This window comes from Marinobacter sp. M5B, from assembly GCF_042604615.1.
GTDB classification, from domain to species: domain Bacteria; phylum Pseudomonadota; class Gammaproteobacteria; order Pseudomonadales; family Oleiphilaceae; genus Marinobacter; species Marinobacter salarius.
In genome coordinates this window covers 1,210,191-1,231,884 of record NZ_CP156894.1, presented here as the reverse complement: position 1 = coordinate 1,231,884, position 21,694 = coordinate 1,210,191, and the positions used below count along the sequence as shown (strand labels likewise).

General features: G+C 58.2%; 19 protein-coding genes and 1 tRNA gene. 4 read left to right on the top strand and 16 right to left on the bottom strand.

Annotated features, from left to right (window positions below; translation table 11 throughout):
• Window positions 1-7: 7 nt before the first annotated feature.
• The gene (locus AAGD24_RS05580; RefSeq protein WP_075194950.1) at window positions 8-886 is read right to left on the bottom strand and encodes a sugar nucleotide-binding protein; all 879 of its coding nucleotides are present in this window, start codon (window positions 884-886) and stop codon (window positions 8-10) included.
• 249 nt (window positions 887-1,135) lie between these two features.
• On the opposite strand from AAGD24_RS05580, the gene AAGD24_RS05575 reads away from it, so the two are divergent.
• A complete protein-coding gene (locus tag AAGD24_RS05575; protein WP_075194949.1) occupies window positions 1,136-1,495 on the top strand; it encodes a hypothetical protein in 360 nt (119 codons plus the stop codon).
• Between the two features lie 4 nt (window positions 1,496-1,499).
• Here AAGD24_RS05575 and alr read toward each other — a convergent pair whose 3' ends face one another.
• The 8 genes from alr to rnr form a co-directional block, all read right to left on the bottom strand.
• Window positions 1,500-2,600 (bottom strand): alanine racemase, encoded by a 1,101-nt coding sequence (gene alr, locus AAGD24_RS05570; protein ID WP_075194948.1) that lies wholly within the window; start codon window positions 2,598-2,600, stop codon window positions 1,500-1,502.
• Window positions 2,600-3,997: a replicative DNA helicase gene (gene dnaB, locus AAGD24_RS05565; RefSeq protein WP_036203907.1), complete on the bottom strand. Its 1,398-nt coding sequence runs from the start codon at window positions 3,995-3,997 to the stop codon at window positions 2,600-2,602. The genes alr and dnaB overlap by 1 nt, the downstream gene beginning before the upstream one ends.
• A gap of 183 nt (window positions 3,998-4,180) precedes the next feature.
• Window positions 4,181-4,627 (bottom strand): 50S ribosomal protein L9, encoded by a 447-nt coding sequence (rplI, locus tag AAGD24_RS05560; protein WP_036203904.1) that lies wholly within the window; start codon window positions 4,625-4,627, stop codon window positions 4,181-4,183.
• A 20-nt stretch (window positions 4,628-4,647) separates the two neighbouring features.
• Entirely contained in the window at window positions 4,648-5,514 is an 867-nt protein-coding gene (locus tag AAGD24_RS05555; protein ID WP_036203901.1) for a hypothetical protein, read from the bottom strand.
• Window positions 5,515-5,541: 27 nt separating this feature from the next.
• Window positions 5,542-5,772, bottom strand: coding sequence for a 30S ribosomal protein S18 (gene rpsR / locus AAGD24_RS05550; protein WP_007154918.1), 231 nt, complete (start codon window positions 5,770-5,772; stop codon window positions 5,542-5,544).
• Between the two features lie 29 nt (window positions 5,773-5,801).
• Window positions 5,802-6,218: a 30S ribosomal protein S6 gene (gene rpsF / locus AAGD24_RS05545; protein WP_036203898.1), complete on the bottom strand. Its 417-nt coding sequence runs from the start codon at window positions 6,216-6,218 to the stop codon at window positions 5,802-5,804.
• Between the two features lie 232 nt (window positions 6,219-6,450).
• Window positions 6,451-7,188, bottom strand: coding sequence for a 23S rRNA (guanosine(2251)-2'-O)-methyltransferase RlmB (gene rlmB / locus AAGD24_RS05540; RefSeq protein WP_036203896.1), 738 nt, complete (start codon window positions 7,186-7,188; stop codon window positions 6,451-6,453).
• Between the two features lie 3 nt (window positions 7,189-7,191).
• Complete coding sequence (gene rnr, locus AAGD24_RS05535) at window positions 7,192-9,804, bottom strand: ribonuclease R (RefSeq protein ID WP_379866791.1); 2,613 nt, start codon at window positions 9,802-9,804, stop codon at window positions 7,192-7,194.
• A gap of 273 nt (window positions 9,805-10,077) precedes the next feature.
• On the opposite strand from rnr, the gene AAGD24_RS05530 reads away from it, so the two are divergent.
• A tRNA-Leu gene (locus AAGD24_RS05530) sits at window positions 10,078-10,164 on the top strand.
• 120 nt (window positions 10,165-10,284) lie between these two features.
• Here the strand turns inward: AAGD24_RS05530 and AAGD24_RS05525 are convergent.
• The 4 genes from AAGD24_RS05525 to mpl all read right to left on the bottom strand — a co-directional run bounded on the left by AAGD24_RS05525 (window position 10,285) and on the right by mpl (window position 15,640).
• Window positions 10,285-12,138 carry a hypothetical protein gene (locus AAGD24_RS05525; RefSeq protein ID WP_379866790.1) on the bottom strand — a complete coding sequence of 618 codons (1,854 nt, stop codon included), beginning with the start codon at window positions 12,136-12,138 and terminating at the stop codon, window positions 10,285-10,287.
• Between the two features lie 153 nt (window positions 12,139-12,291).
• Entirely contained in the window at window positions 12,292-13,437 is a 1,146-nt protein-coding gene (locus tag AAGD24_RS05520) for an acyl-CoA dehydrogenase family protein (RefSeq protein ID WP_036203889.1), read from the bottom strand.
• 118 nt (window positions 13,438-13,555) lie between these two features.
• Entirely contained in the window at window positions 13,556-14,203 is a 648-nt protein-coding gene (locus AAGD24_RS05515; RefSeq protein WP_228210432.1) for a flavin prenyltransferase UbiX, read from the bottom strand.
• 42 nt (window positions 14,204-14,245) lie between these two features.
• Complete coding sequence (gene mpl / locus AAGD24_RS05510) at window positions 14,246-15,640, bottom strand: UDP-N-acetylmuramate:L-alanyl-gamma-D-glutamyl-meso-diaminopimelate ligase (protein WP_228210430.1); 1,395 nt, start codon at window positions 15,638-15,640, stop codon at window positions 14,246-14,248.
• Window positions 15,641-15,794: 154 nt separating this feature from the next.
• On the opposite strand from mpl, the gene AAGD24_RS05505 reads away from it, so the two are divergent.
• On the top strand, window positions 15,795-17,057 hold the full coding sequence (locus AAGD24_RS05505) for a 6-phosphofructokinase (protein WP_036203882.1): 1,263 nt from the start codon (window positions 15,795-15,797) through the stop codon (window positions 17,055-17,057).
• Between the two features lie 63 nt (window positions 17,058-17,120).
• Here the strand turns inward: AAGD24_RS05505 and AAGD24_RS05500 are convergent, their stop codons facing one another.
• Window positions 17,121-17,372 (bottom strand): GrxA family glutaredoxin, encoded by a 252-nt coding sequence (locus AAGD24_RS05500; RefSeq protein ID WP_379866787.1) that lies wholly within the window; start codon window positions 17,370-17,372, stop codon window positions 17,121-17,123.
• Between the two features lie 179 nt (window positions 17,373-17,551).
• Window positions 17,552-19,678, bottom strand: coding sequence for a methyl-accepting chemotaxis protein (locus AAGD24_RS05495; RefSeq protein WP_300496669.1), 2,127 nt, complete (start codon window positions 19,676-19,678; stop codon window positions 17,552-17,554).
• A 106-nt stretch (window positions 19,679-19,784) separates the two neighbouring features.
• Between AAGD24_RS05495 and AAGD24_RS05490 the strand changes: the two genes are divergently transcribed.
• Complete coding sequence (locus tag AAGD24_RS05490) at window positions 19,785-20,225, top strand: YqaA family protein (RefSeq protein WP_292049720.1); 441 nt, start codon at window positions 19,785-19,787, stop codon at window positions 20,223-20,225.
• Here AAGD24_RS05490 and AAGD24_RS05485 read toward each other — a convergent pair.
• Window positions 20,168-21,610: an ABC1 kinase family protein gene (locus AAGD24_RS05485; protein WP_379866786.1), complete on the bottom strand. Its 1,443-nt coding sequence runs from the start codon at window positions 21,608-21,610 to the stop codon at window positions 20,168-20,170. The genes AAGD24_RS05490 and AAGD24_RS05485 overlap by 58 nt on opposite strands.
• Between the last annotated feature and the right edge of the window lie 84 nt (window positions 21,611-21,694).

Genomic DNA, 21,694 nt, shown 5'->3' with positions numbered 1-21,694 from the left:
GACGAGCCTAGCTTGTGGGCTCGTCCGTGAGTTCCTTGCCGCCGTTCAGGGACAGTAGCTCCAGCTCCTCGGCCAACCCCGAACGCCACGGGAGCTGCTTGACGCCAAAGGTGTTGCGGATCTTGGTGCAGATCATGGTGGCGTTCGCGGGCTCCAGGGTTGCCCATGCGGGCGTTTCATCCACCACCCGGATACCATCGGGAATACCCCTCAAACCGGTGATTGCAAGCCCCAGCTCATAGAGAGAGATATCTTCCGCACCGGCATACTGATAGGTGCCCCACACCTCCGCACCACAGTCTATCTGCTGCACAATCGCGGTAATCACCCGGGCAAGATCACTGACAGTCACAGGTTGGCCACGGCATTTACCGGGTAACTTGATGGTGTCGGACCCTGCGGCAACGGACTGCACCTTGCGGACAAAGCGCCCCAGGCTCCAGCCCGTCCTCAGAATGATATGCCGCGGCAACAACGTTCTCAGCGCCTGTTCGCATTCCCACTGCCAGTTACCCAGCTCGTTACAGGGCTGACCGGGATTGGAGGCAATATAGGCACTCTGCTTTCGGCCGTCGAACACGTAGGAAGACGACAACTGCAACAACGCGATATTGTGCTCACAGGCGTGCTCAGCCAGTGCCACAGGCAACGAAAACGACGCCTTGTGGGCCAACTCGGGGTTCTTTTCCGCACTTTCAGGGTCCGCAAGCCAAAGCGCGTTCACGATCAGATCAGTGTCGTCGGGAACCCAGCCTTCCAGCGCCGAAAGATCCGCGGTTTCAAGCTCGCTGATCAGCAACGGGCTGACATGGAGCGAGGTATTCCTTAAACGCTCCAGCAATACCCGCCCCAATGGGCCATAATCATGAACAACAAGAACGTGCACGAGCGCTCATCGCCTCCGGTTTCTATCTTCGCAACGGGTAACAATACCGTTGCCACTTTATCGGTATGCTGCTGTAAGTCTTTACCACACTGTAATCGTTCCCACAGCTTGTTGGAACGCGTGCACGGGATATCACTGATATGACGGGCACCCGATACCGTTCGAGCCAATGGCACGCGGTGTACACCCCATAGAATACGTGTCGGAGTACTGAGCAGACCTGACGAGCATACAACAACAGGATCCTACATGCTGAAACAACAAAGCCATATCGTTGCCCCCATTCCGGATGAGCTCCGCACCCGCGCACTTTATACCGTCAATGAGCTCCGGGAGCGGGGAAAGGCGGACAAGATAGCCATCGACAAACTGTTCGAACTGATTGTCGAGATGACCGACAACGGTCTGGATTTCTTTTTCCTGGAACCCCTGCGCCGGCTGAATGCCAGCAGCATGCTGATGGGTATGGCCAGAATGGGCATCGGCAGCATGCTCAAAGGCAGCAAGATGGTCGTCCACAAAGTCCTGAAGAAACTGGACGACCGCAGCCTGGCCGCGATTCTCGACTTCATCGAGGAAATCATCCACGAGCCGGAACCCGCTTCCTGATCACCTACCCTGCTGCGGTGTTGCCCGAATCCTCGTACAGCCTGGGCACCCGGGCTGTAATACCCGTTAGCAGTTCGTAGCCAATGGTACCGGCGTGTTGCGCCACTTCATCCACACTGACATGCCGCCCCCAGAGCTCCACAGAGTCGCCAGGACAGGCGTCAGGGGCGCCCTTCAGGTCCACGGCCAGCATGTCCATGGACACCCTGCCAATCAGGCGTATGCGGTTACCGCCGACCCACGCCGGAGTGCCCGTGCCGGCATGGCGAGGATAGCCATCACCATAGCCAATGGCCACAATCCCCATTCGTGTTTCCTGAGTCGCGGTCCAGCTGTAGCCATAGCCCACGGACTCTCCCGGTTGTAGCGTTCGCACGGCGGTTAAAGGGGCTTCCAGTGTCATTACCGCTTCCAGTCCCAGCTCCGGGCCAGTCTTGCCCAAGGTCGGGGAGGCGCCGTAAAGCATGATGCCGGGACGGGTCCAGTCGAACGACGGCTGGGCAGGAAGAAAATGGGCGGCGGAATTGGACGCGCTTTTCTCAAGTTTTGGCCAGTCCACCACGGCTTCACTGAATATTCGCGTCTGCTGGTCCGTGTCATCGCTGGAGATATCGTCCGCACAGGCAAAGTGCGTTACGAAACCCGCCACCTTCTCCGCCGCGGCAATGGTACCCAGTCGTGCCATAACATCGGCCAGTGCGCTCGGCGCGAAACCAAGCCGATTCATGCCGGTATTCACTTTTACCCAGACCGTCGGCGTCCCACCAGCCTGCTCCAGCCAGTCCAACTGATAATGACTGTGGACCACCACTTCAAAACCTTCGCGAACACACATCGCGACGTCCTCGGCACTGTGCATGCCCTGCAACAACACCACAGGATGGTCAACACCGGCCTCACGGATCGCCAGGGCTTCTTCCAGACAGGCAACGGCAAATTTGGGTGCATCGCTCGCCAGGGCCCGTGCGACTTCACGGATGCCATGGCCATAGCCATCGGCCTTGATAACGGCCATCGCCCGGGCCGGGCTGGCCAGCCGACAGGCGAGGCGATAGTTGTGGCGGAGTGCACGGGTATCAATACGGGCAAGGGTCTTCCGTGGCATTAATAATCCCCGCCGTAATCGCCGTGGGCCAGATCCTCGAACTTGGTGTACTTGCCGATGAAGGCCAGTCGCACAGTGCCAATGGGGCCGTTACGTTGCTTACCGATGATGATTTCGGCAATGCCCTTGTCGGAGGTGTCTTCGTTGTAGACCTCATCCCGATAGACAAACATGATGACGTCCGCGTCTTGCTCGATCGCACCGGATTCCCGCAGGTCCGAGTTGACCGGGCGCTTGTTCGGCCGCTGCTCCAGGCTCCGGTTCAGCTGCGAAAGCGCCACGACCGGGCAGCTGAGCTCCTTGGCGATCCCTTTCAGGGACCGGGAGATCTCGGAAATCTCGGCGGTCCGGCCCTCGGTGTTGCCGGGCACCCGCATCAACTGGAGGTAATCGACCATGATCAGGCCAAGCTTGCCTTCGTTCTCCCGGGCAATACGACGAGCCCGGGAACGCATTTCGGTTGGGCTCAGACCAGGCGTGTCGTCGATATAAAGCGGCTTGTCTTTCAGCAGACTCACCGCGGATGTCAGCCTGGGCCAGTCGTCCTCTTCAAGCTTACCGCTACGAATCCGGCTCTGATCAATACGCCCTAGTGACGACAACATACGCATGACCAGCGCATCCGCCGGCATTTCCATACTGAACACCAGAATCGGCGCGCCGGTGCTTATCAAGGCGTTCTCGACGATATTCATGGCAAAGGTGGTTTTACCCATGGACGGTCGCCCCGCCACGATCAACAGATCCGAGGGCTGCATCCCCGACGTCCACTCGTCCAGGTCCTTGAAGCCCGTGGTCAGACCCGTTGTAGTCTCGCCGGACTCGAACAGCTCCTCAATGCGACTGAGGGCCTTGGTGAGAATCGGGTTGATGGCCTGGGGGCCAGAGCCTTCCTTGACCCGCGATTCGGCGATCTGGAAGACGTTACGCTCGGCTTCATCCAGGATCTCGTTGCTGTTCCGGCCCTGGGGGTTAAACGCCGAATCGGATATCTCGCCGGACACCTGCACCAGTTGTCGCAGAATAGAGCGCTCCCGCACAATCTCGGCATAGGCGCGGATATTGGCGGCACCGGGTGTCTTCTCGGCCAGCTCTGCCAGGTAGGAAAGCCCACCCGCGTCTTCGATATCACCGGCACGCTCCAGGAATTCGGTCAGCGTGACAACATCAAGCGGTTCGCTTTCGCCCGCCAGTCGCTCGGCAGCACCAAAAATGAGGCGGTGATCCTGGCGATAAAAGTCGCCAGCGGAAATGATCTCCGAGATTTCATCAAATCGGCGGTTGTCCAGCATCAGGCCACCAAGCACCGCCTGTTCGGCCTCCACGGAATGAGGTGGAACCTTGATTCGGCTGGTCTCAGGGTCGCTGTTTACCGGTTTGAAATTCGGGTTGGCCATGGAAACGTCTTCGTCTGGGCATCACATCCGTGACAGTTTACGGGGATTGTCGATGCGATGGGAGAGCTACGGAAAACACAAATCATACACCAGAAAGCAACAGGCCCGGAATCCACCTGAGTGGATTCCGGGCCTGTATGGCTGCACCGGGTAGTAACCCGATGTTCAGACTAAACCGTCAATTTACTCGGCCACAACAGCCAGGTTAATGTGAACGGTTACGTCAGAGTGCAGCTGAAGCTCGATTTCGTACTCGCCAACCACGCGGAGCGGGCCTTCGGGCAGACGAACTTCACTTTTCTCAACGTCGGTACCGGTGGCGGTAATCGCATCTGCGATGTCACGCACACCGATGGAGCCGAACAGCTTGCCTTCTTCACCAGCCTTGGAGGTAATGGTGACTGAGGCGCCTTCCAGAGCTTCGCCACGAGCCTGGGCCGCAGCCAGCTTCTCAGCTGCCGCTTTCTCCAGCTCTGCACGGCGCTCTTCGAACGCTTTCAGGTTGTCAGCGGTTGCCGCAACAGCTTTGCCATAAGGCAGAAGAAAATTACGACCGTAACCGGCCTTTACCTTGACCTTGTCACCCAGTGAACCAAGGTTTGCTACTTTTTCGAGCAGAATAACATCCATCTCGTTAACCTCTTCGTGCTTTATTCAGCCGGGCCGGAGGGCTTCATTCGCCTCCGGATGTCCAGCCAGCTATCCACAAAAGCCAGAACTACCAACAGAATCATCAGGCTTGGACCAAGCAGTACCAGTGCCAGGTAGAACAGCACCAACCACTGACCACTCAGGTTTTTACGACCGACAACACCATGAACCAGGGCCAGGCCCGCAACAAACAGCGGCAAACCTCCAACCCAGCCCAGCAGCATGGAATTCAACCCGAGAACGGGCCCTGCCACCATGGTAATCACACAGATAACCGCGATTGCCGGTGACAGCCGGAGCGAGTGAAACTCGGTCCGGAATCCGCCGGGGTTGTACAACCCGGCCTGCCAGGATCTTGCCAGCATGGTCATGCACACCCCGATTACCAGGTAGGTGCCCGCCATGCTCGCATTCATGGTTTGCCGAATGACTGTTTCCAGCTCACTGCCAAGACTACTGGCAATTTCGGCGTTGTACTCTTCGTAAAATCTCACCCCGGCCTGCACCAGATCGTTCAACAGATCCGGGTACACCAAGGGCAACATCAAGCCTGTCACAATCCCCAGGAAACTGCCTGCGAGCAGCGCTTTCTCCCACGACAGGGTTATTCTCAGGATGGACGCCATCAACATTGCCTGAAGCAACACCACCAGGGCCGTCGGGTCCTGCCCGAACCAGCTCCAGCCGAGTGCCGGAAGCAATGCCCAGAGGCCGATACTAAGCCCCTGGCTGATACCCAGTCTGAGAATGACCAGGCCAATAACCGCCGCACCTATCCAGAACAACAAGGGTATTGCAGTGGTAACTGCTGCCACCCCGCCTGCCTGCAGAGGACCGCGCATTACAAACTGTGCCAGTGCACGCATGGTCCCGGGTCCTGTTTATTCTGTTACTTAGTTGTCGTGGCTGTCCGAATACGGCAGCAGTGCCAGGTAGCGGGCACGCTTGATAGCGGTAGCCAGCTGACGCTGATAGCGTGCCTTGGTGCCGGTAATACGGCTGGGCACGATCTTGCCGGTTTCAGTGATGTAACCTTTCAGGGTGTCCAGATCCTTGTAATCGATCTCTTTAACACCTTCTGCCGTGAAGCGGCAGAATTTACGACGTCTGAAAAAACGAGCCATAACTTAACTCCTCAACTCCGGTGATGGTTTTACTCTTCTTCGTCCTGGGTTTCAGCCTGCTGACGTGGCTCGTCAGATTCAGCTGAACGACGCGGACGATCATCGCCGCCACGACGGTCTTCACGGGACTCGGAAGCTTTCATCGGGGACAGTTCGATGTCGGCACCATCGCGGCGCAGGATCATGTCGCGGATGATGGCATCGTTGAAACGGAAGTTGTGAGTCAGCTCGTCCATCGCTGCCTGTGAACATTCAATGTTCATCAGAACGTAGTGAGCCTTGTGAATCTTGTTGATCGGGTAAGCCAGGTGACGACGGCCCCAATCTTCCAGGCGATGTACCTTGCCGCCATCTTCATTGATGACGCCGGTATAGCGCTCGATCATCGCGGGCACCTGCTCGCTCTGATCCGGGTGTACCATAAATACGATTTCGTAGTGACGCATGAGTTCTCCCTACGGTTTAAACAGCCTCCAGCACAGGCACCGGTTTCAACAAACAGGGCAAATGCAGAAAGCAAGGAGGTGGCAGGCAAAGCTGCCGGCTTCTTTTTGCTTTTATCAACAAGACATTACGTATAAAGCCTGCTCAAAAAGCCGATATTGATCACCAGGATTTCAGGCAATACAACATCGCCCCCTGAAAAGGGGGTCACGTATTCTAGGCGTGTGGCTGATACTATGCAAGCCGTTGACGCAAGGCTTCGTAAAGGCAGACACCGGTAGCCACCGACACATTGAGACTGTCCACGTGGCCAAGCATGGGGATATTGATCAACAGATCACAGTGTTCCCGGGTCAGGCGCCGCATACCTTTGCCCTCGGCACCCATTACCAGAGCGACCGGGCCGGTAAAATCCGCTTGATACAGGGTATTGTCCGCCTCGCCGGCGGTGCCAATGAGCCAGACGCCATCATCCCTGATCGTACGCATAAACCGCGCAAGATTGGTGACACGTACCAGAGGTACGGTTTCAGCCGCGCCACAGGCCACTTTCCTGACGGTCGGCGACAACGACGCAGACTTATCCTTGGGCACGACCACAGCCTGGACACCCACGGCATCAGCGGTTCGCAGGCAGGCGCCCAGGTTATGGGGATCGGTAACCCCATCCAGGATCAACAGAAACGGCGGCTTGTCAGACCCTGACAGCATGGCCAGGAGATCGTCCTCACTCCATTCACGGCTTTCGGAAACCGCGGCCACAACACCCTGATGCACGCCGGCTACGCGCTGATCCAGTTCCTTGCGATGAACCACCTGCCAACGGACTCCAAGCTCATTCAGAGTTTCCGTTACCGTTTTGACACGGCGATCTTCGCGGCCAGTCTGGATCCACACCTGCTGCAAACGCTCCGGCTCACGTTTGAGGACGGCCTCAACCGCATGCCAGCCAAAAATGTACTCTTCAGACACGGCCTATTTTCCTGACTTGCGGGGCTTTCGTTTCTTGTCAGCGCCGGCGGTTTTAGCCGGTGCCTTCTTGCTCTTGCCCTTACCCAGTGCAAGCTTGGCCGCTTCCGCCACCAGCTTGTCACGGGCCGACATTTCGCCATCATCATCGAACGTTGGCGTGACCGCGTCGGACGCCCCCGATTTGCCAGAGGGCCTTGAACCAGTCGCTTTCCTGCGGCGAGGTTTGGCGGCCGCATCACCAGCCGTGTCCCGGTCAGCCCTTGGAGCACGGCCAGCAGTGGATTTGCCACCCTTACCTCGCCCCTTACCTTTGCCCTTGCCCTTATCCCGCGGCTCTCGCTTGGTGACCTCCAGTGCATCCCGGTCGGCTTGGCGATGCTGTGGCTCGCTTACCAGTTCCAGGTCCACCTTGCGGTCTTCCATGCCCACACGCATCACCTTCACGCGGACCTCATCGCCCAACCGGAAGCTCATAGCGGTACGCTCGCCGATCAGGCGATGTTTGGCAGCATCGTGATGGAAGTAGTCACCACTGAGGGTAGACACATGCACCAGGCCCTCAATGTAAACCCCGGAAAGTTCCACAAAGAAACCGAAAGGCACAACGGCTGCAATCACGCCGTCGTACTCCTCGCCCACGTGATCCTTGAGGTATTCGCATTTGAGCCAGGCCATGACGTCCCGCGTTGCGTCGTCGGCGCGGCGCTCCGTCATCGAGCAGTGCTCACCCAGTTGATGCATTCTGGGAAGGTCATAAGGGTAATCCGCCAGTTCCGGGTCACGCTTGGGCGGCACCGATACGTCTTTGCTACCGTCCTCGCCGTGAATCACGGACTTGATACCGCGATGCACGATCAGATCCGGATAACGGCGAATCGGCGAGGTGAAGTGGGCATAACTGGCAAACCCCAGACCGAAATGGCCACCCTCATCCGGGCTGTAGACGGCTTGGCTGAGAGAGCGCAGCATCACCGTCTGAATGACATTCGCGTCGGAACGGTCTGCAATACTGGACAACAGCGCCTGATAATCAGCGGAGGTTGGCTTGTCTCCACCCCCCAGTTGCAGCCCCAGCTCGCCCAAGAAAAGCCGCACCGCATTGAGACGCTCCTCGGATGGGCCATCGTGCACCCGGTACAGTGATGGCACCTTGTGCTTCTTGAGGAATCGCGCCGTCGCCACGTTGGCGGCGAGCATACACTCCTCAACGATCTTGTGGGCGTCGTTGCGCTTGACCGGAACGATTTCCTCGATTTTGCGACTGGCGTCGAATATGACCCGGGTTTCCGTGGTTTCAAAATCGATGGCACCACGCTCAGTCCGGGCTTTGCGCAGCAATTTGTAGAGGTTGTAGAGGTTGTGCAGGTGCGGCAGCACATGCGCGTACTGCTCCGACAGCCTGTAACCCGGCTCGGAATCCGGCCGCTCAAGCATGTCACTGACCTTGTTGTAGGTCAGTCGCGCGTGGCTGTGCATCACCGCCTGATAGAAGGTATAGCCACTGACGCTGCCGTTGGCACTGATGGTCATGTCCGCCACCATGCACAGCCGATCCACACCCGGGTTCAGTGAACACAGGCCGTTGGACAGCTTTTCCGGCAGCATCGGCACCACGTGATCCGGAAAGTAGACGGAGTTGCCACGGTTAATCGCTTCTTCATCCAACGGTGAGCCGGGACGCACGTAATGGGACACATCTGCGATCGCTACCAGCAGACGGTAGCCACCACGCGGGCGCGGCTCACAATAGATCGCGTCGTCAAAGTCCCGGGCGGTTTCGTCGTCGATGGTCACCAGGCGCAGGTTGCGGATATCCACCCGATTCTGCTTGTCCTTTTCGGTCACCTCATCGGCAATACCGGCAATCTGCTCACCGACGGCCGGCGGCCAACTGTGAGGGATATCGTAGGAACGGATGGCCACATCGATTTCCATACCCGGTGCCATGTGCTCGCCAAGTACTTCCACCACCTTGCCCGTTGGCTGGGTACGCACCGTAGGCTGGCGCAGGATGTCGACCACGACGTATTGGCCGTGCCGTGCATCATTAATGTGCTCTGCCGGAATCAATACTTCGTGGTTGATGCGAGCGTTCTCCGGAACCACAAAGGAGATGCCGCTTTCCTGAAACAGACGACCAACGGTTTGATGGGTACGATACTCCAGCACCTCTACAATCACCCCTTCGCGACGACCACGATCGTCCACCCGGTCCACCCGGGCGGCAACGCGGTCACCGTGGAAAAGCTGGCGCATCTGGCGGGCTGTCAGGAACAGATCCGACCCCCCATCATCCGGGATCAGAAAACCGAACCCGTCTTTGTGCCCCGTGACACGGCCTGTAACAAGATCCGCTTCTTCAATGGGCAGATAGGCTCCCCGGCGATTACAGATCAGTTGTCCGTCCCGGCACATGGCAATCAGCCGGCGCCGAAGGGCTTCGATGCCCTCCTCGGACTGCTGCCCCAACTCGCTACACAGAGTCTCGTGAGTGGCCGGCGCTCCCCGCTCCTTCAGATGGTCGAGAATGAACTCCCGACTCTGAATCGGGTTGTCGTATTTGCTGGCTTCACGCTGCGCGTGTGGGTCTTTGTCGGTCTTCTTTCTGGAAACCATTCGTATCCTTAGTCTGACTTCCCTGCTGGAAATCAATCGTTATATTGCGTTTGCAAAAGAGTATAACGCCGCCAGCACCCGCCTGCCTAACCGACCGCCTAAAATAGACGTAAAAACCGGCCCCGGCGGGACAAAAAATATTTGACAGGCTTTTTCCGAATGATTAAAGTACGCGCCATCGGTTGACGGCAATGCCCGCAGCTGCGGCAGAAAGCCCGGAAATTCAACGAAGTAAAACGTTTGAATGCCCACCGGGAAGACTGCAAATCACCTGCCGAGGTGGTGAAATTGGTAGACACGCTAGCTTCAGGTGCTAGTGGGGGCAACCCCGTGGAGGTTCAAGTCCTCTCCTCGGCACCACTTCCTCCCTCAGGAAGTGTTAAGAATCCAACACCTTTATAAGCACATGTCGCAACAGATCTGCGCTCGAAAACGCATGACTCTCCGCACGTTCGCGAAGAGCCTGACCGCAGCCCTGGCTTACTCCACCAGCCCCGACAAATACTCCGAGAGCCGTTGATAGGTGTAATTCACCCGGGCATAGGCCGCAGAAGGCGCTCTTTCGAACTCCCGCCCACAGGCCCGGCTGCCGCCATGACGATTCAGGTAGGCGATGTTGATCAGGTTGGGCTGGTCTGCCACGAACTCGCTGGAATTGTCGAACGGGTAGTAGAACGCCCAGTCAAACCCTTCTGTATTGCTGACCCCAGGCGTGGAACTCATTTCTTCATCCAGGAAGCCAAACCTTAGCGGCCTGAAACGGTCATTGCGAGTATCGAACTCCAGCGCCGGCGAGGTGAACTCGTCCGGTAGCGTGATACTGCCGGTGACCGTGAAAGGCTGCTGAGCAGACACCACCTGCGCCGCATCAACGTCCTCCGGATCAATATCCCCTTCGCAGGATTGGACGCTACTCGTGAGCGCCACAATCTCCTCGTTCACGCCATCGACGGAACGCGTGAAACCGAAAAAGGCATCGTTGGCGAACTGATAGTCGGGGCGCAAAATTTCCGTCTTGCTATCGGAAGTTGCTGTCAGGGACTCGACCCGGGCATCCGCCATGGTCCACTCGTAACGGATCGCCGGCGGGCCACCCAATGCCGAGGACGACGCCAGTCCAGGATGGCAGGTGGTGGTGGTTTCGAACGTCGCGGTACGGTCCTGCCAGTTGAATGTCAGCCGCTCATCGGCCCCTTCAGCCTCATGGTAGCTGGCACTCTCCTGGGACAGTGATATCGAAGGCATCCACTGCACATCGGTATCGGCGATTTTGCCACGGGCATTGATCAAGCGGGCCATCTCTCTCATTGACGGCATCATGCACCCGTTTGCCGTCACGGCCGTTAACCGGCCATCTTCCGAGTAGTCGAACTCCAGTTCAGCGGACACGCTGAGGTTGGACATTGTGGCCGGCAACTCGCTCCCCTCCCCCCGGGCGAGAACTGTCTGGCGCTCAAGGATAACCGGATCGTCCAGCTCAACCGGCACTTCCGGCAATTCCAGTTCATCAATGTTGATGTTCTCGTAATTGCCTTGGGAGGCAGCGGCATCAACCACCTGAACCACCTCGAGGGCATTGCGGGCAAAGGATATACCCAGAAGATAAACCGCCTCTTCACTCAGGTAGCGTTCACGTCCGTCACCATTGCGCAGGAGATTGGCGTACTCCGGCGGGAACTGGCTGGCCATGAAGCGTGCGAAGGCGCGGGCGTATGCGTGGGCACGGTGATCACCGGACCGGATATAGTTACTGACCAGGTTCACGTTGCCGAGAGCATCAGACAGATCGGTACTGATGACCGAAAGATCCTGCAACCCAATCAGGCGGCGCTGCCGCACCAGGTGGCTCAATGGCGTGACATTGCGCACGCCAGGTGGCGCACTAAGCAGGTAGGCGTCTTCCAGCACCACTTCCCCGATGCGGGTCTGCTCCATGGTCTGGCCAGGCAGCACCACGGCAAACAGCGGAAAGTCCCTGGGATCGATATCCGGGGATATGGACGGGTCCTGCACCAGTTCCGCAGTATCCAGCGAGAACACGCCACCTTCTCCCGTTAACGCGGTAGGCTCTCCGTCCCGCAGGGTTATTTCCGTGCCGGCGCTGTTTTCAAAGGTCATCGGGCCCGGCGTGTATTGGCTGTCACCGTCCATGTCCAGCCACACCCTGGCATTGCGCAGGTAGCCGTCAATCACCCGGCCTGTATAGGGCTCGGGCTCGCTGTAATCCTCGGCGTCAAAGTCACGGCCATCGACCGGTGACTTGTCGGATTCCTCGCCGCAACCGGCAAGGGCCAGCGTGAACAGGGCAACTGTAAAGGAGAGCAGACGTTTCATCGCGGCAACCATTGTCCTTGTTAGAGGTTGTGCCGCTACTGTAGGGGATGTTGCCGGGGGGAACCTTGATAGGTTTGGCAATTTGTAAACTTAGGTAACGAAAACGCGCCGCGGGAGCTGTCCCTGCGGCGCGCTAACGGGCACAAGCGCCTACTAGAACGAGCGCGCAACAATCTCTTTCATGATCTCATTGGTGCCGGCGTAGATACGCTGTACCCGCGAGTCCGCCCAGGCGCGGGCGATGGGATACTCCCACATGTAGCCGTAGCCGCCGTGAAGCTGCACACACTCGTCCATGACTTTGCACTGCAGGTCGGTGGTATGCTGTTTCAGCATGGCTGCCGTTGGAATATCCAGCTTCTTTTCCAGGTGCAGTTCCAGACAACGGTCACAGAAGACGCGGGCAGCGGTGATTTCCGCCTTCATCTCCGCCATTTTGAAGCGGGTATTCTGGAACGCTATCACCGGTTTGCCGAACGCCTTGCGCTCCTTCACGTAATCCAGCGTCCACTCCCACGCGGCTTCCGCAGCAGCGACGGCGGTCAGGCCCACCTGCAGGCGCTCCGCCGGCAACTCCGCCATCAGTTGGAAGAAGCCCTGGCCTTCCATTGATCCCAAAAGCTTATCCGCAGGCACCTGAACGTCCTGGAAGAACAGCTCGGAGGTGTCCTGCGCTTTCATCCCCACCTTATTCAGGTTCTGCCCTTTCTCGAACCCTTCCCAGGCGGTTTCCACCAACAACAGGCTGGTGCCCTTGGCGCCTTCTTTCGGATCGGTTTTGGCCACCACGATCACCAGGTCCGCCAGCTGGCCGTTGGTAATAAAGGTCTTGGAGCCATTGAGTACGTAATGGTCGCCAGAAGCGTTTTTCACCGCCGTGGTTTTCACCCCCTGCAAGTCGGAACCTGCGCCCGGCTCGGTCATGGCGATGGCACCGATCATTTCGCCGGTTGCCAGTTTCGGCAGGTAATACTGTTTCTGTTCTTCGGAGCCGTAATTGAGGATATAGGGGGCAACGATGTCGGAATGCAATGTCCAGCCGATGCCGGACAGGCCCGCCCTGGACACCTCCTCCATGATGACAGCGCTGTAGCGGAAGTCCGCGCCTACGCCGCCGTATTCTTCCGGCATGGTCGGGCAGAGGAAACCAAGTTCGCCGGCCTTCTTCCAGAGCTCCCGGCTGACCTGGCCATCTTTCTCCCACTGTTCATGGTAGGGCGCCGCTTCCTGTTGCAGAAACTTGCGGACGGAATCCCGGAAGCCGTCAAGGTCGGCGTCAAAGACTGTGCGTGGAATCATGGTGTACCTCGGTGAATGACTGTGTTGTGGTTGTCGTTCACCAAGTCTCGGGGGCGCGGCGTTTTCGCTCAATGATGAAAAGCATCAATCGGGCTGACCAAAACCATCGCCCATCGGTTCAGTCGGGCTGTTTCGCCTTCGCCCTCTCCTCGCCCCAGCGCGGCATCAGATCCTGGGGCAGGCCCAGGTGATCCAGAAGTCGGGCAACGATGAAATCCACTAACTCACTCACGGAATTCGGCCGGTGATAAAACCCCGGACTGGCCGGCATGATGACCGCCCCCATGCGGGTCAGGCGCAGCATGTTTTCCAGGTGCACTTCCGAAAAGGGCGCTTCCCGGGGCACCAGGATCAATTGCCGCCGCTCTTTAAGGGCGACATCTCCGGCGCGCTCGATCAGGTTGTTACTGGCGCCGGTGGCCAGGGCAGACAGGGTGCCGGTACTGCAGGGACAAATCACCAACGGAGCTTTTTCACCCGAACCAGAAGCCGGCGGGGCGAACCAGTCTTCCCGGCCGAACACCAACACTTGCCCCGGACGGGCGCTGGCATAGCTGGCAAGCGCCTCCTGCATGGCGGCGGTGTTGCCCGGTAATTTCAGATCGGTTTCCGTGGCAATCACTACCTGTGCCGCCTTGCTGACCATCACATGCACCCGGCAGTTCGCCGCCACCAGGCACTGCAACAGACGCAGGCCATACTGGGCGCCAGAGGCACCGGTAAAGGCCAGATTGATCACCCGCTGTTTTTCAGACGCTGCCGTCATAACTGAAGTTTCCTGATTGGATAGCGGAGGCAGGATGCCCCGTCAGCCGGATTCGCGTTCCAGTTCGGCAATCAGCTTCTGGTGAATACCGCCAAAACCGCCGTTACTCATGATGACAATATGGCAGGGACCGGATACCTGATCCAGAACCTGGCCGATCAGTTCCTCAACGCTGGCCCCGACACGATGGCGATCCGGTGTTGCCGTCTCGGGACTACGGCCCTCAACTAATGCTGGCAACCAGTCCATGCCATTGAGGTTGGCCCAGAATACCTGATTCGCCGCTGCAGCACTGGGCAGCAGGCTCTCCTGGTGAAAACCTTGCTGCATGGTGTTGGAGCGTGGCTCGATCAGCGCAAGGATGGTCTCATCGCCCACCTTGTGGCGTAGGCCCTCCAGCGTGGTAGCGATGGCCGTCGGATGATGGGCAAAGTCGTCGTAGACACAGACACCACCAACATCCGCAAGCAGCTCCATCCTGCGTTTGACGCCCGAAAAGCGGCACAGCGCCGCCACGGCATGGTCCGGGGTAACACCCACATGGCGGGCTGCTGCGATGGCCGCGAGGGCGTTGCGCACGTTGTGCAGGCCGGTTTGAGACCAACTGACTGAAGCCACCGGCTGTTCGTGGTGCACCACCATGAATCGACTGCCATCCTCAGCCAACAGCTCCGCCCGCCAGTCGGCCATATAGGGCACTTCGCTGCCCACAGAGGTAGCCTGCACGCTGCTCCAGCAGCCAAGTTCCAACGCCCGATCAAGATGAGCATCCAGGGCCGGGCGCACAATCAACCCACGGGACGGCACCGTTCTGACCAGATGATGGAACTGACGCTCGATGGCTTCAACGTTGTCAAAAATATCCGCGTGATCAAACTCGAGATTGTTGAGGATTAGGGTATGGGGACGATAGTGGACAAACTTGGAGCGCTTATCGAAGAAGGCGCTGTCGTATTCATCGGCCTCAATAACGAAAAAGTCGCTACTCCCCAACCGTGCCGAAACCGGGAAATCATTGGGGACCCCACCTATCAGATAGCCCGGTTCCAACCCGGCCTGCTCCAGGATCCACAACAACATGGCGGTTGTGGTGGTTTTGCCGTGGGTCCCGGCAACCGCCAGCACCCAGCGGTGACGCAGAACCTCTCGCGCCAGCCATTCCGGGCCGGACATGTAATCAATATTCTGGTTAAGAACCGCTTCCACCTCCGGGTTGCCCCGGGACATGGCGTTACCAACCAGAACCAGGTCCGGCTGAGGCTTGAGGTTGTCAGGATCGTAACCTTCCATTAACCCGATTCCCTGGGCCTCCAACTGGGTACTCATGGGCGGGTAAACCCCCTGATCGGAGCCCGTCACGGTGTGCCCGAGCTCCCTCGCCAGTACGGCCAGACTGCCCATGAAGGTGCCACAGATTCCCAGGATATGGATGTGCATTCGGTTATCGACCTCTTAAATGAAACCTGCAAAGCGTCCCGTATAGAATGCGGGTCGTCAAGCGTTCCTTATGACGTTTGATGTCATGAAAAAAAAAAGCGATTGGCGTATCATCTGCCGCACTTGATGAAACTGCAGGAGGCACCAGCCGGAAATGGCCACCAGAAACGCATTCTATGCCCAATCAGGCGGTGTGACCGCCGTCATTAACGCCAGTGCCTGCGGGGTTATCCAGACCGCCCGCAAGCACCCCGATCAGATCGGTAAGTTGTACGCCGGGCGTAACGGAATCATCGGCGCGCTCAAAGAGGAACTGATTGATACCAGCCTCGAAAGCGATGAGGATATCCAGGCGCTGATCCACACCCCGGGCGGTGCGTTTGGGTCCTGCCGTCACAAACTGAAGAATTTTTCCGAGAACAAACGGGAATACGAACGCCTGATCGAGGTGTTCCGCGCTCACGACATCGGCTATTTCTTCTACAACGGTGGCGGCGATTCCCAGGATACCGCTTATAAGGTGTCCCAACTTGCCGAAAAAATGGGCTACCCGATTACCTGCATCGGCGTACCCAAAACGGTGGATAACGACCTGCCCTTCACCGACTGCTGCCCCGGTTTCGGCTCGGTGGCCAAGTACATCGCAACCTCTACCCTGGAAGCAAGCCTGGACATTCGCTCCATGTGTGACACGTCCACCAAGGTGTTCATCCTGGAAGTAATGGGGCGCCACGCTGGCTGGATAGCCGCATCTGGTGGCCTTGCCGGAAAAGGCGAAGGCGAGCCGCCTCACGTTATCCTGTTCCCGGAAGTGCCCTTCGAGCGTGAGCGCTTCCTTGAGCGCGTGGATTTCTGCGTCAAGGAATACGGCTACTGCGTGGTCGTCGCCTCGGAAGGCGCCCAGTATGAAGACGGCCGCTTCCTGGCCGATGCCGGTGCCAAGGATGCCTTCGGCCATACTCAGCTTGGCGGTGTCGCGCCAGCGCTGGCCAACATGGTGCGCCAGGCCCTTGGGCACAAATACCATTGGGCTGTAGCCGATTACCTGCAGCGCAGTGCCCGTCACATTGCGTCCGCGACGGACGTGGAGCAGGCCTACTCCGTAGGCAAGGTGGCCGTGGAAATGGCGTTGGCAGGTAAACAGGCGCTGATGCCAACAATTGTGCGTGAACAGTCACGCCCCTATCGCTGGCATATTGGTGAGGCACCGTTGAGCGAGGTCGCCAACCAGGAAAAGAAAATGCCGATCCATTACATCACGGATGACGGCTACGGCATCACGCAAGATTGCCGCGACTACCTGGAGCCACTGATTCACGGCGAGAGCTTCCCGCCGTTCGATGATGGTCTTCCGAGGGTCGCGAAGCTCAAGAATCAGCTGGTCGAGAAAAAACTGAAGGCCGACTTCCAGTTCTAAGCCGTTGACCTACAAGAGAGGCGCCACCGAATCATCGGCTGGCGCCTTTTTTTGCAGAGCCGTTTATCCACCAGCAGCTTCGAACCGCTGCACGTAGTGCGAGAAATGGTCGAACCCGCCAACGTGCTCTTCGCCTACAAAGATCTGGGGCACCGTGTACACGGGCTTACCAATGGTTTTCTCCAGATCCGCCTTGCTGATGCCTTCCTCGATCATGTCCACGTAACGGTAGGGAATGTCCCTGATCTCGCACAGTTGCCGGGCGCGCATGCAAAAACCGCAGGATGCACGACCGTAGATGGTGACATGATCCATAAACTGACTCCTGTTCAAAACAATGGGCGACCCTGCGTTTCGCAGTCGTCGACAAGCTATAACGTATGGTGGCACGCCCAGTAGAAAAATAAAATTAATGAACTGAATAGTACCGATAGCCTGGACTGATACATCCAGCGCTATCGGTCCTCACCGTATTGCCTTACCCAATCAGGCGCTCATGTTTTCAGGCGGCTCAGTTCCGTCTCCAGCACTTTTACCTGCTCGTCCAATGTCTGGCCGCTGCCACTGACCCGTTGCGCCAATGCCCGGAGATCGTTGGCGGCGTCACCGATACGGGTGAGGTTGCGATTGATCTCTTCACTGACGGAACTCTGCTCTTCGGCCGCCGTGGCCACATGGGTGACATGCTCAACAATGGTTGCTATGCGCTCAACCACTGAGGCCAACGAGTGGTCCGCCTCGCGGGTTCCCTCCACCGCTCTTGTTGCGCGATCAACGCCACCCTTGATCACGGTGACGGCGCCGCCCACGTCGCTTTGAAGGCCATCAATCATCTGGCTGATCTCATCGGTGGACTCACGGGTTCGTGAAGCAAGCGTTCTGACTTCGTCGGCCACTACCGCGAAGCCTCTTCCCTGCTCACCGGCCCGCGCCGCTTCAATGGCTGCGTTCAGCGCCAAAAGGTTGGTCTGTTCCGCGATTCCCCGGATCACTTCGATAATGCGGTTAATGTCTTCACTGCGAGTGGCAACCTGGCCTATAGCCGTACTGGCCTCATCCATATCGCCCGCCAATGCGCCCACGCCGTCCAGGGCAGACGTCAGCGTATCCTGGGTAAAGCGGATACCATCCTGAGCCATCTGCGCGTTTTCCGCCGCTTCACCCGCGAAACCTGCCACTTCGCCGGCAGCGGCGGACATTTCGTTCATGGCGGTAACCACACTTTCGATGTCCTGATGCTGGTTTTCGGTTTGCTCATCCGTTTCCTTGGCGATCACATCCACATCCGCCGCCTGCTGGCTGACCTTGGCGTTGACCTCCTTCAGATCGTTGATCATTTCCCGTAACCGGCCCAGGAACTGGTTGAACCCGCCGGCCAGCTCGATCAGCTCCGAATGGGTATCAATGTTCAACTCACTGGTCAGATCCCCTTCGGCGCTGGCCAGATTCTTCATCCGGTCACGGATTTCGTTCAAGGGTTTGGTTACCGAGCGAACCAGCACCACCAGGATCAGGATCGCAACGACCGACACCAACACACCCACCATGGTCTGGCGCCCGGCGGTGGTGTCTACCTCGCTGGAGAGCAGGCTGGTGATTTCGGCTACGTCAGCCAACGCGGTCTGCCGTGGTAATTCGATCAACAGTGACCACTGGGCATCTGGCAGATCAATCTCTATGGGGTAAGACACGGCCAGGGTGTCGCCATCGTCATAGGTACCGCCGTCATTGTGCAGGGAAGTGTATGTTTCGGCCTGCCCGGGCAGTGCTTCCGACAACGGCCTTCCAAGATACTCGCTGTAGTGGCTGGACGCAGCAATCAGCCCCTTACTGCTCAGCAGGGTCACCCTTGATGCGCCGTTGTAGAGGTTGTCGCTGACATTCTGAATCGCTTTCTGGAGCGTAGACAGGTTGAGGTCAACGCCAGCCACGCCCGCAAATTCGTTCCCGTTCATGATAGGCACGACCAGGCTGGTCATCAGTTCGGTATAGCCCTCTTCAATTTCGTATTCGTAGGGCTCCATGATGCAGGGCTCCCGGCTATCCCTGGAACACAGGTACCATTCCGCCTCGCGAATACCGAACTCATTCCGGTTGTCCAAATACTTGGTCGAAGGATCCTCGGTGCGACTGAACACCACATCGCCCTCCAGAGAGCGGTAGTAATAGATTTCCAGGGTACCGTCATCGCTGCTGTGTTCTTCGACGCCACCGGTGAAGTAGCGGTCCTGGCCGTCGTAGGCGTCCGGCTCGAATTGGGCATAGATGGAACTCAACCCCTCCTGCTCCTCCAATACCGCACCCACCGTTTCCTGAAGGGCAACGCGGCTGATGCGGCCGGAACTATCCGCCTGTATATTCCGGTTGATGACGTTGCGGACGACTTCCGGTGTCCGATACGCTGTGGCAAACATGCCGCTGACGACCTCACCGTATTTCCCGGCGGTTGCGCTCAACCGGTCGATGGCAAGGCTGCGCACCGTGTCACGGGTTTCGGAGGTGATTCGCTGCTCCATCTGCCCCAGGGAAAGTTGGGCGGTCACCACAATACTGATTCCCATAACCAGTAGCAGCGTAATCACCAGGGCATAGAGTTTGAAGCGCAGTGACAGTTTTTTCATTGATACAGCAACCTGTCTCGGATTGGAGTTCATTATCAGCTTGATGCCCTAGAAGGCACAGCTGCCATTAAAGCCTGATCAGCATTCACCTCAACAGGAGCGTCCATTGGCCTATCTCACCTTGTTTATGACCGCACTGGCCGCAGCAACGATACTCCCGGCCTATTCGGAGATTCTCCTTGGCGGCATGGTGACTCAAGGCTATTCGCTCTGGTGGATATGGCTCTGGGCGACAGCGGGCAACACCGCAGGCTCGGTTATTAACGGGGTTATCGGCCGGCAGGTGGATCGCTTTAAGCACAAACGCTGGTTTCCGATTTCCGAATCCCAGCTCGAAAAGGCCCGCACCCGCTTCAACCGTTACGGGCAATGGTCACTGCTTCTGGGCTGGCTGCCACTGGGTGGCGACGCGCTAACCCTGGTTGGCGGGATCATGCGCGTGCCCTGGCTCAACTTCGTGGTCCTGGTGGCCATCGGCAAAGGAGCGCGCTACGGCTTGGTCATCTGGTTGGTGCTGGAAGCATCGGGGGTTCCGGGATCGCCGTAGAGGTATTTCCGGAGCAGGTCCTCACCGTTGAACTCCGCATTCAGCACCGCGATAAACGTATAGACCCCGATCAGCTTTCGGTTGAGGAACACAAATTCCTTCGGCGGCACCTTGAAATAGCGACTGATGGCCGAGCGCGCGGCCTGACGCGCCACCCGCGACGGCAGGTCGCTCTGTTTCCAGCGGTACTGGCCGCGGTCGTTCACGGCCTCATCGGGCCAGTTGCTTCGGTCCCTCGACAGTGGCTCCAATACCGACATGCAAACCTTGCCAAACGTATCCAGAACGTCTTCGGGCCAATCCCGGCTCATGAAGCGCAACCGGATACCGCCATCAATTACCCCCGGCAGGTCGCCCTCGTAGGACGCCCGGATCATCTGGATGACCGGGTCCAGGAAGGTCGCTGAGTAGGCCTGTACCGCTCCAAAGTCCAGTAACACTATCTGGTCGGTTTCGCTGTCCGCGCCTTCCTCGCCGGCGATGCGGACCCGGTAGTTGCCAAAATTGGGATCCGTCTGGATTTCGCCCCAGATAAACAACTCGCGGAAGAACAATTCCAGCGCGGCGCGCCCCAACTCGCTGCGACGATCCAGGGCAAGTTCCCGTACCGCCACTGAACTCACGGAGTGCCCCGGCTCGTAGGTGGAGGCGATGACATGGGCCGTGCAGTATTCGTCCAGAACACGGGGTACCACAAAACGGGGATCATTCAGGAGCATCTGCCGGAATTTCTCAGTGGTACGGGCTTCGAGCCGGTAATCCACCTCTCGGTGCATCATGTCCCGCACTTCTTCCAGCCAGTCGTTGAACTCAGGACCGAAGGACACCAGGCGGGCAACTTTCAGCAACTGCGCCACTGCGTTAAGGTCGCTGTCGACCGCCTCGTCAACGCCGGGATACTGAACCTTGAGCACCAGTTCCAACCCGTCGCTACGCCGGCGCGCTCGATGAACCTGCCCCAGTGACGCCGCGCCAATCGGGTCGGGATCCACCTCCAGCTCCGCCAAACGGTCAGCACCCAGTTCAGCCTTAAGCACACGCTCGATCGACGGCCATTCCAGCCAGGTGGTCTGGTCTTCCAGGGTATGCAGCGCTTCGGTCACTTCCTCAGGCAGGAAGTGCTCGCCGTACAGAGCCATCACCTGCCCGATCTTGACGACACTGCCCTTGAGCTTGCCCAACTCCTCCACCAGGAACTCCGCCTGGCTGGATAGCATGGCACGGTGTCGGGCCTCCCGCTTGTCCTTGCTACTGAACCAGTTGGTAGCCATGTGGGAGGCCATCCGAGTGCCCGCGAAAAGCCCCGCCCTGGTGAGGGTGAGCCGGCGCTCAAAGCTGCCGGTCTTGATACGTGCAACAGATGTGCTTTTGGGTCTGGATGCCATCAAAAACCTGCTCGGTTCTGTAAGTGTTGGCGCTATCAGCCTGTATGACCATTATACGGATACCCGGGCCCTCAAACCTAACCG

Bases quoted from the DNA above. Each gene is read 5' to 3' on its own strand.
- AAGD24_RS05575 (WP_075194949.1), top strand. From the start codon at position 1,136: ATGCTGAAACAACAAAGCCATATCGTTGCCCCCATTCCGGATGAGCTC.
- alr (WP_075194948.1), bottom strand. From the start codon at position 2,600: ATGCCACGGAAGACCCTTGCCCGTATTGATACCCGTGCACTCCGCCAC.
- dnaB (WP_036203907.1), bottom strand. From the start codon at position 3,997: ATGGCCAACCCGAATTTCAAACCGGTAAACAGCGACCCTGAGACCAGC.
- rplI (WP_036203904.1), bottom strand. From the start codon at position 4,627: ATGGATGTTATTCTGCTCGAAAAAGTAGCAAACCTTGGTTCACTGGGT.
- AAGD24_RS05555 (WP_036203901.1), bottom strand. From the start codon at position 5,514: ATGCGTGCACTGGCACAGTTTGTAATGCGCGGTCCTCTGCAGGCAGGC.
- rpsR (WP_007154918.1), bottom strand. From the start codon at position 5,772: ATGGCTCGTTTTTTCAGACGTCGTAAATTCTGCCGCTTCACGGCAGAA.
- rpsF (WP_036203898.1), bottom strand. From the start codon at position 6,218: ATGCGTCACTACGAAATCGTATTTATGGTACACCCGGATCAGAGCGAG.
- rnr (WP_379866791.1), bottom strand. From the start codon at position 9,804: ATGGTTTCCAGAAAGAAGACCGACAAAGACCCACACGCGCAGCGTGAA.
- AAGD24_RS05525 (WP_379866790.1), bottom strand. From the start codon at position 12,138: ATGAAACGTCTGCTCTCCTTTACAGTTGCCCTGTTCACGCTGGCCCTT.
- AAGD24_RS05520 (WP_036203889.1), bottom strand. From the start codon at position 13,437: ATGATTCCACGCACAGTCTTTGACGCCGACCTTGACGGCTTCCGGGAT.
- AAGD24_RS05515 (WP_228210432.1), bottom strand. From the start codon at position 14,203: ATGACGGCAGCGTCTGAAAAACAGCGGGTGATCAATCTGGCCTTTACC.
- mpl (WP_228210430.1), bottom strand. From the start codon at position 15,640: ATGCACATCCATATCCTGGGAATCTGTGGCACCTTCATGGGCAGTCTG.
- AAGD24_RS05505 (WP_036203882.1), top strand. From the start codon at position 15,795: ATGGCCACCAGAAACGCATTCTATGCCCAATCAGGCGGTGTGACCGCC.
- AAGD24_RS05500 (WP_379866787.1), bottom strand. From the start codon at position 17,372: ATGGATCATGTCACCATCTACGGTCGTGCATCCTGCGGTTTTTGCATG.
- AAGD24_RS05495 (WP_300496669.1), bottom strand. From the start codon at position 19,678: ATGAAAAAACTGTCACTGCGCTTCAAACTCTATGCCCTGGTGATTACG.
- AAGD24_RS05485 (WP_379866786.1), bottom strand. From the start codon at position 21,610: ATGGCATCCAGACCCAAAAGCACATCTGTTGCACGTATCAAGACCGGC.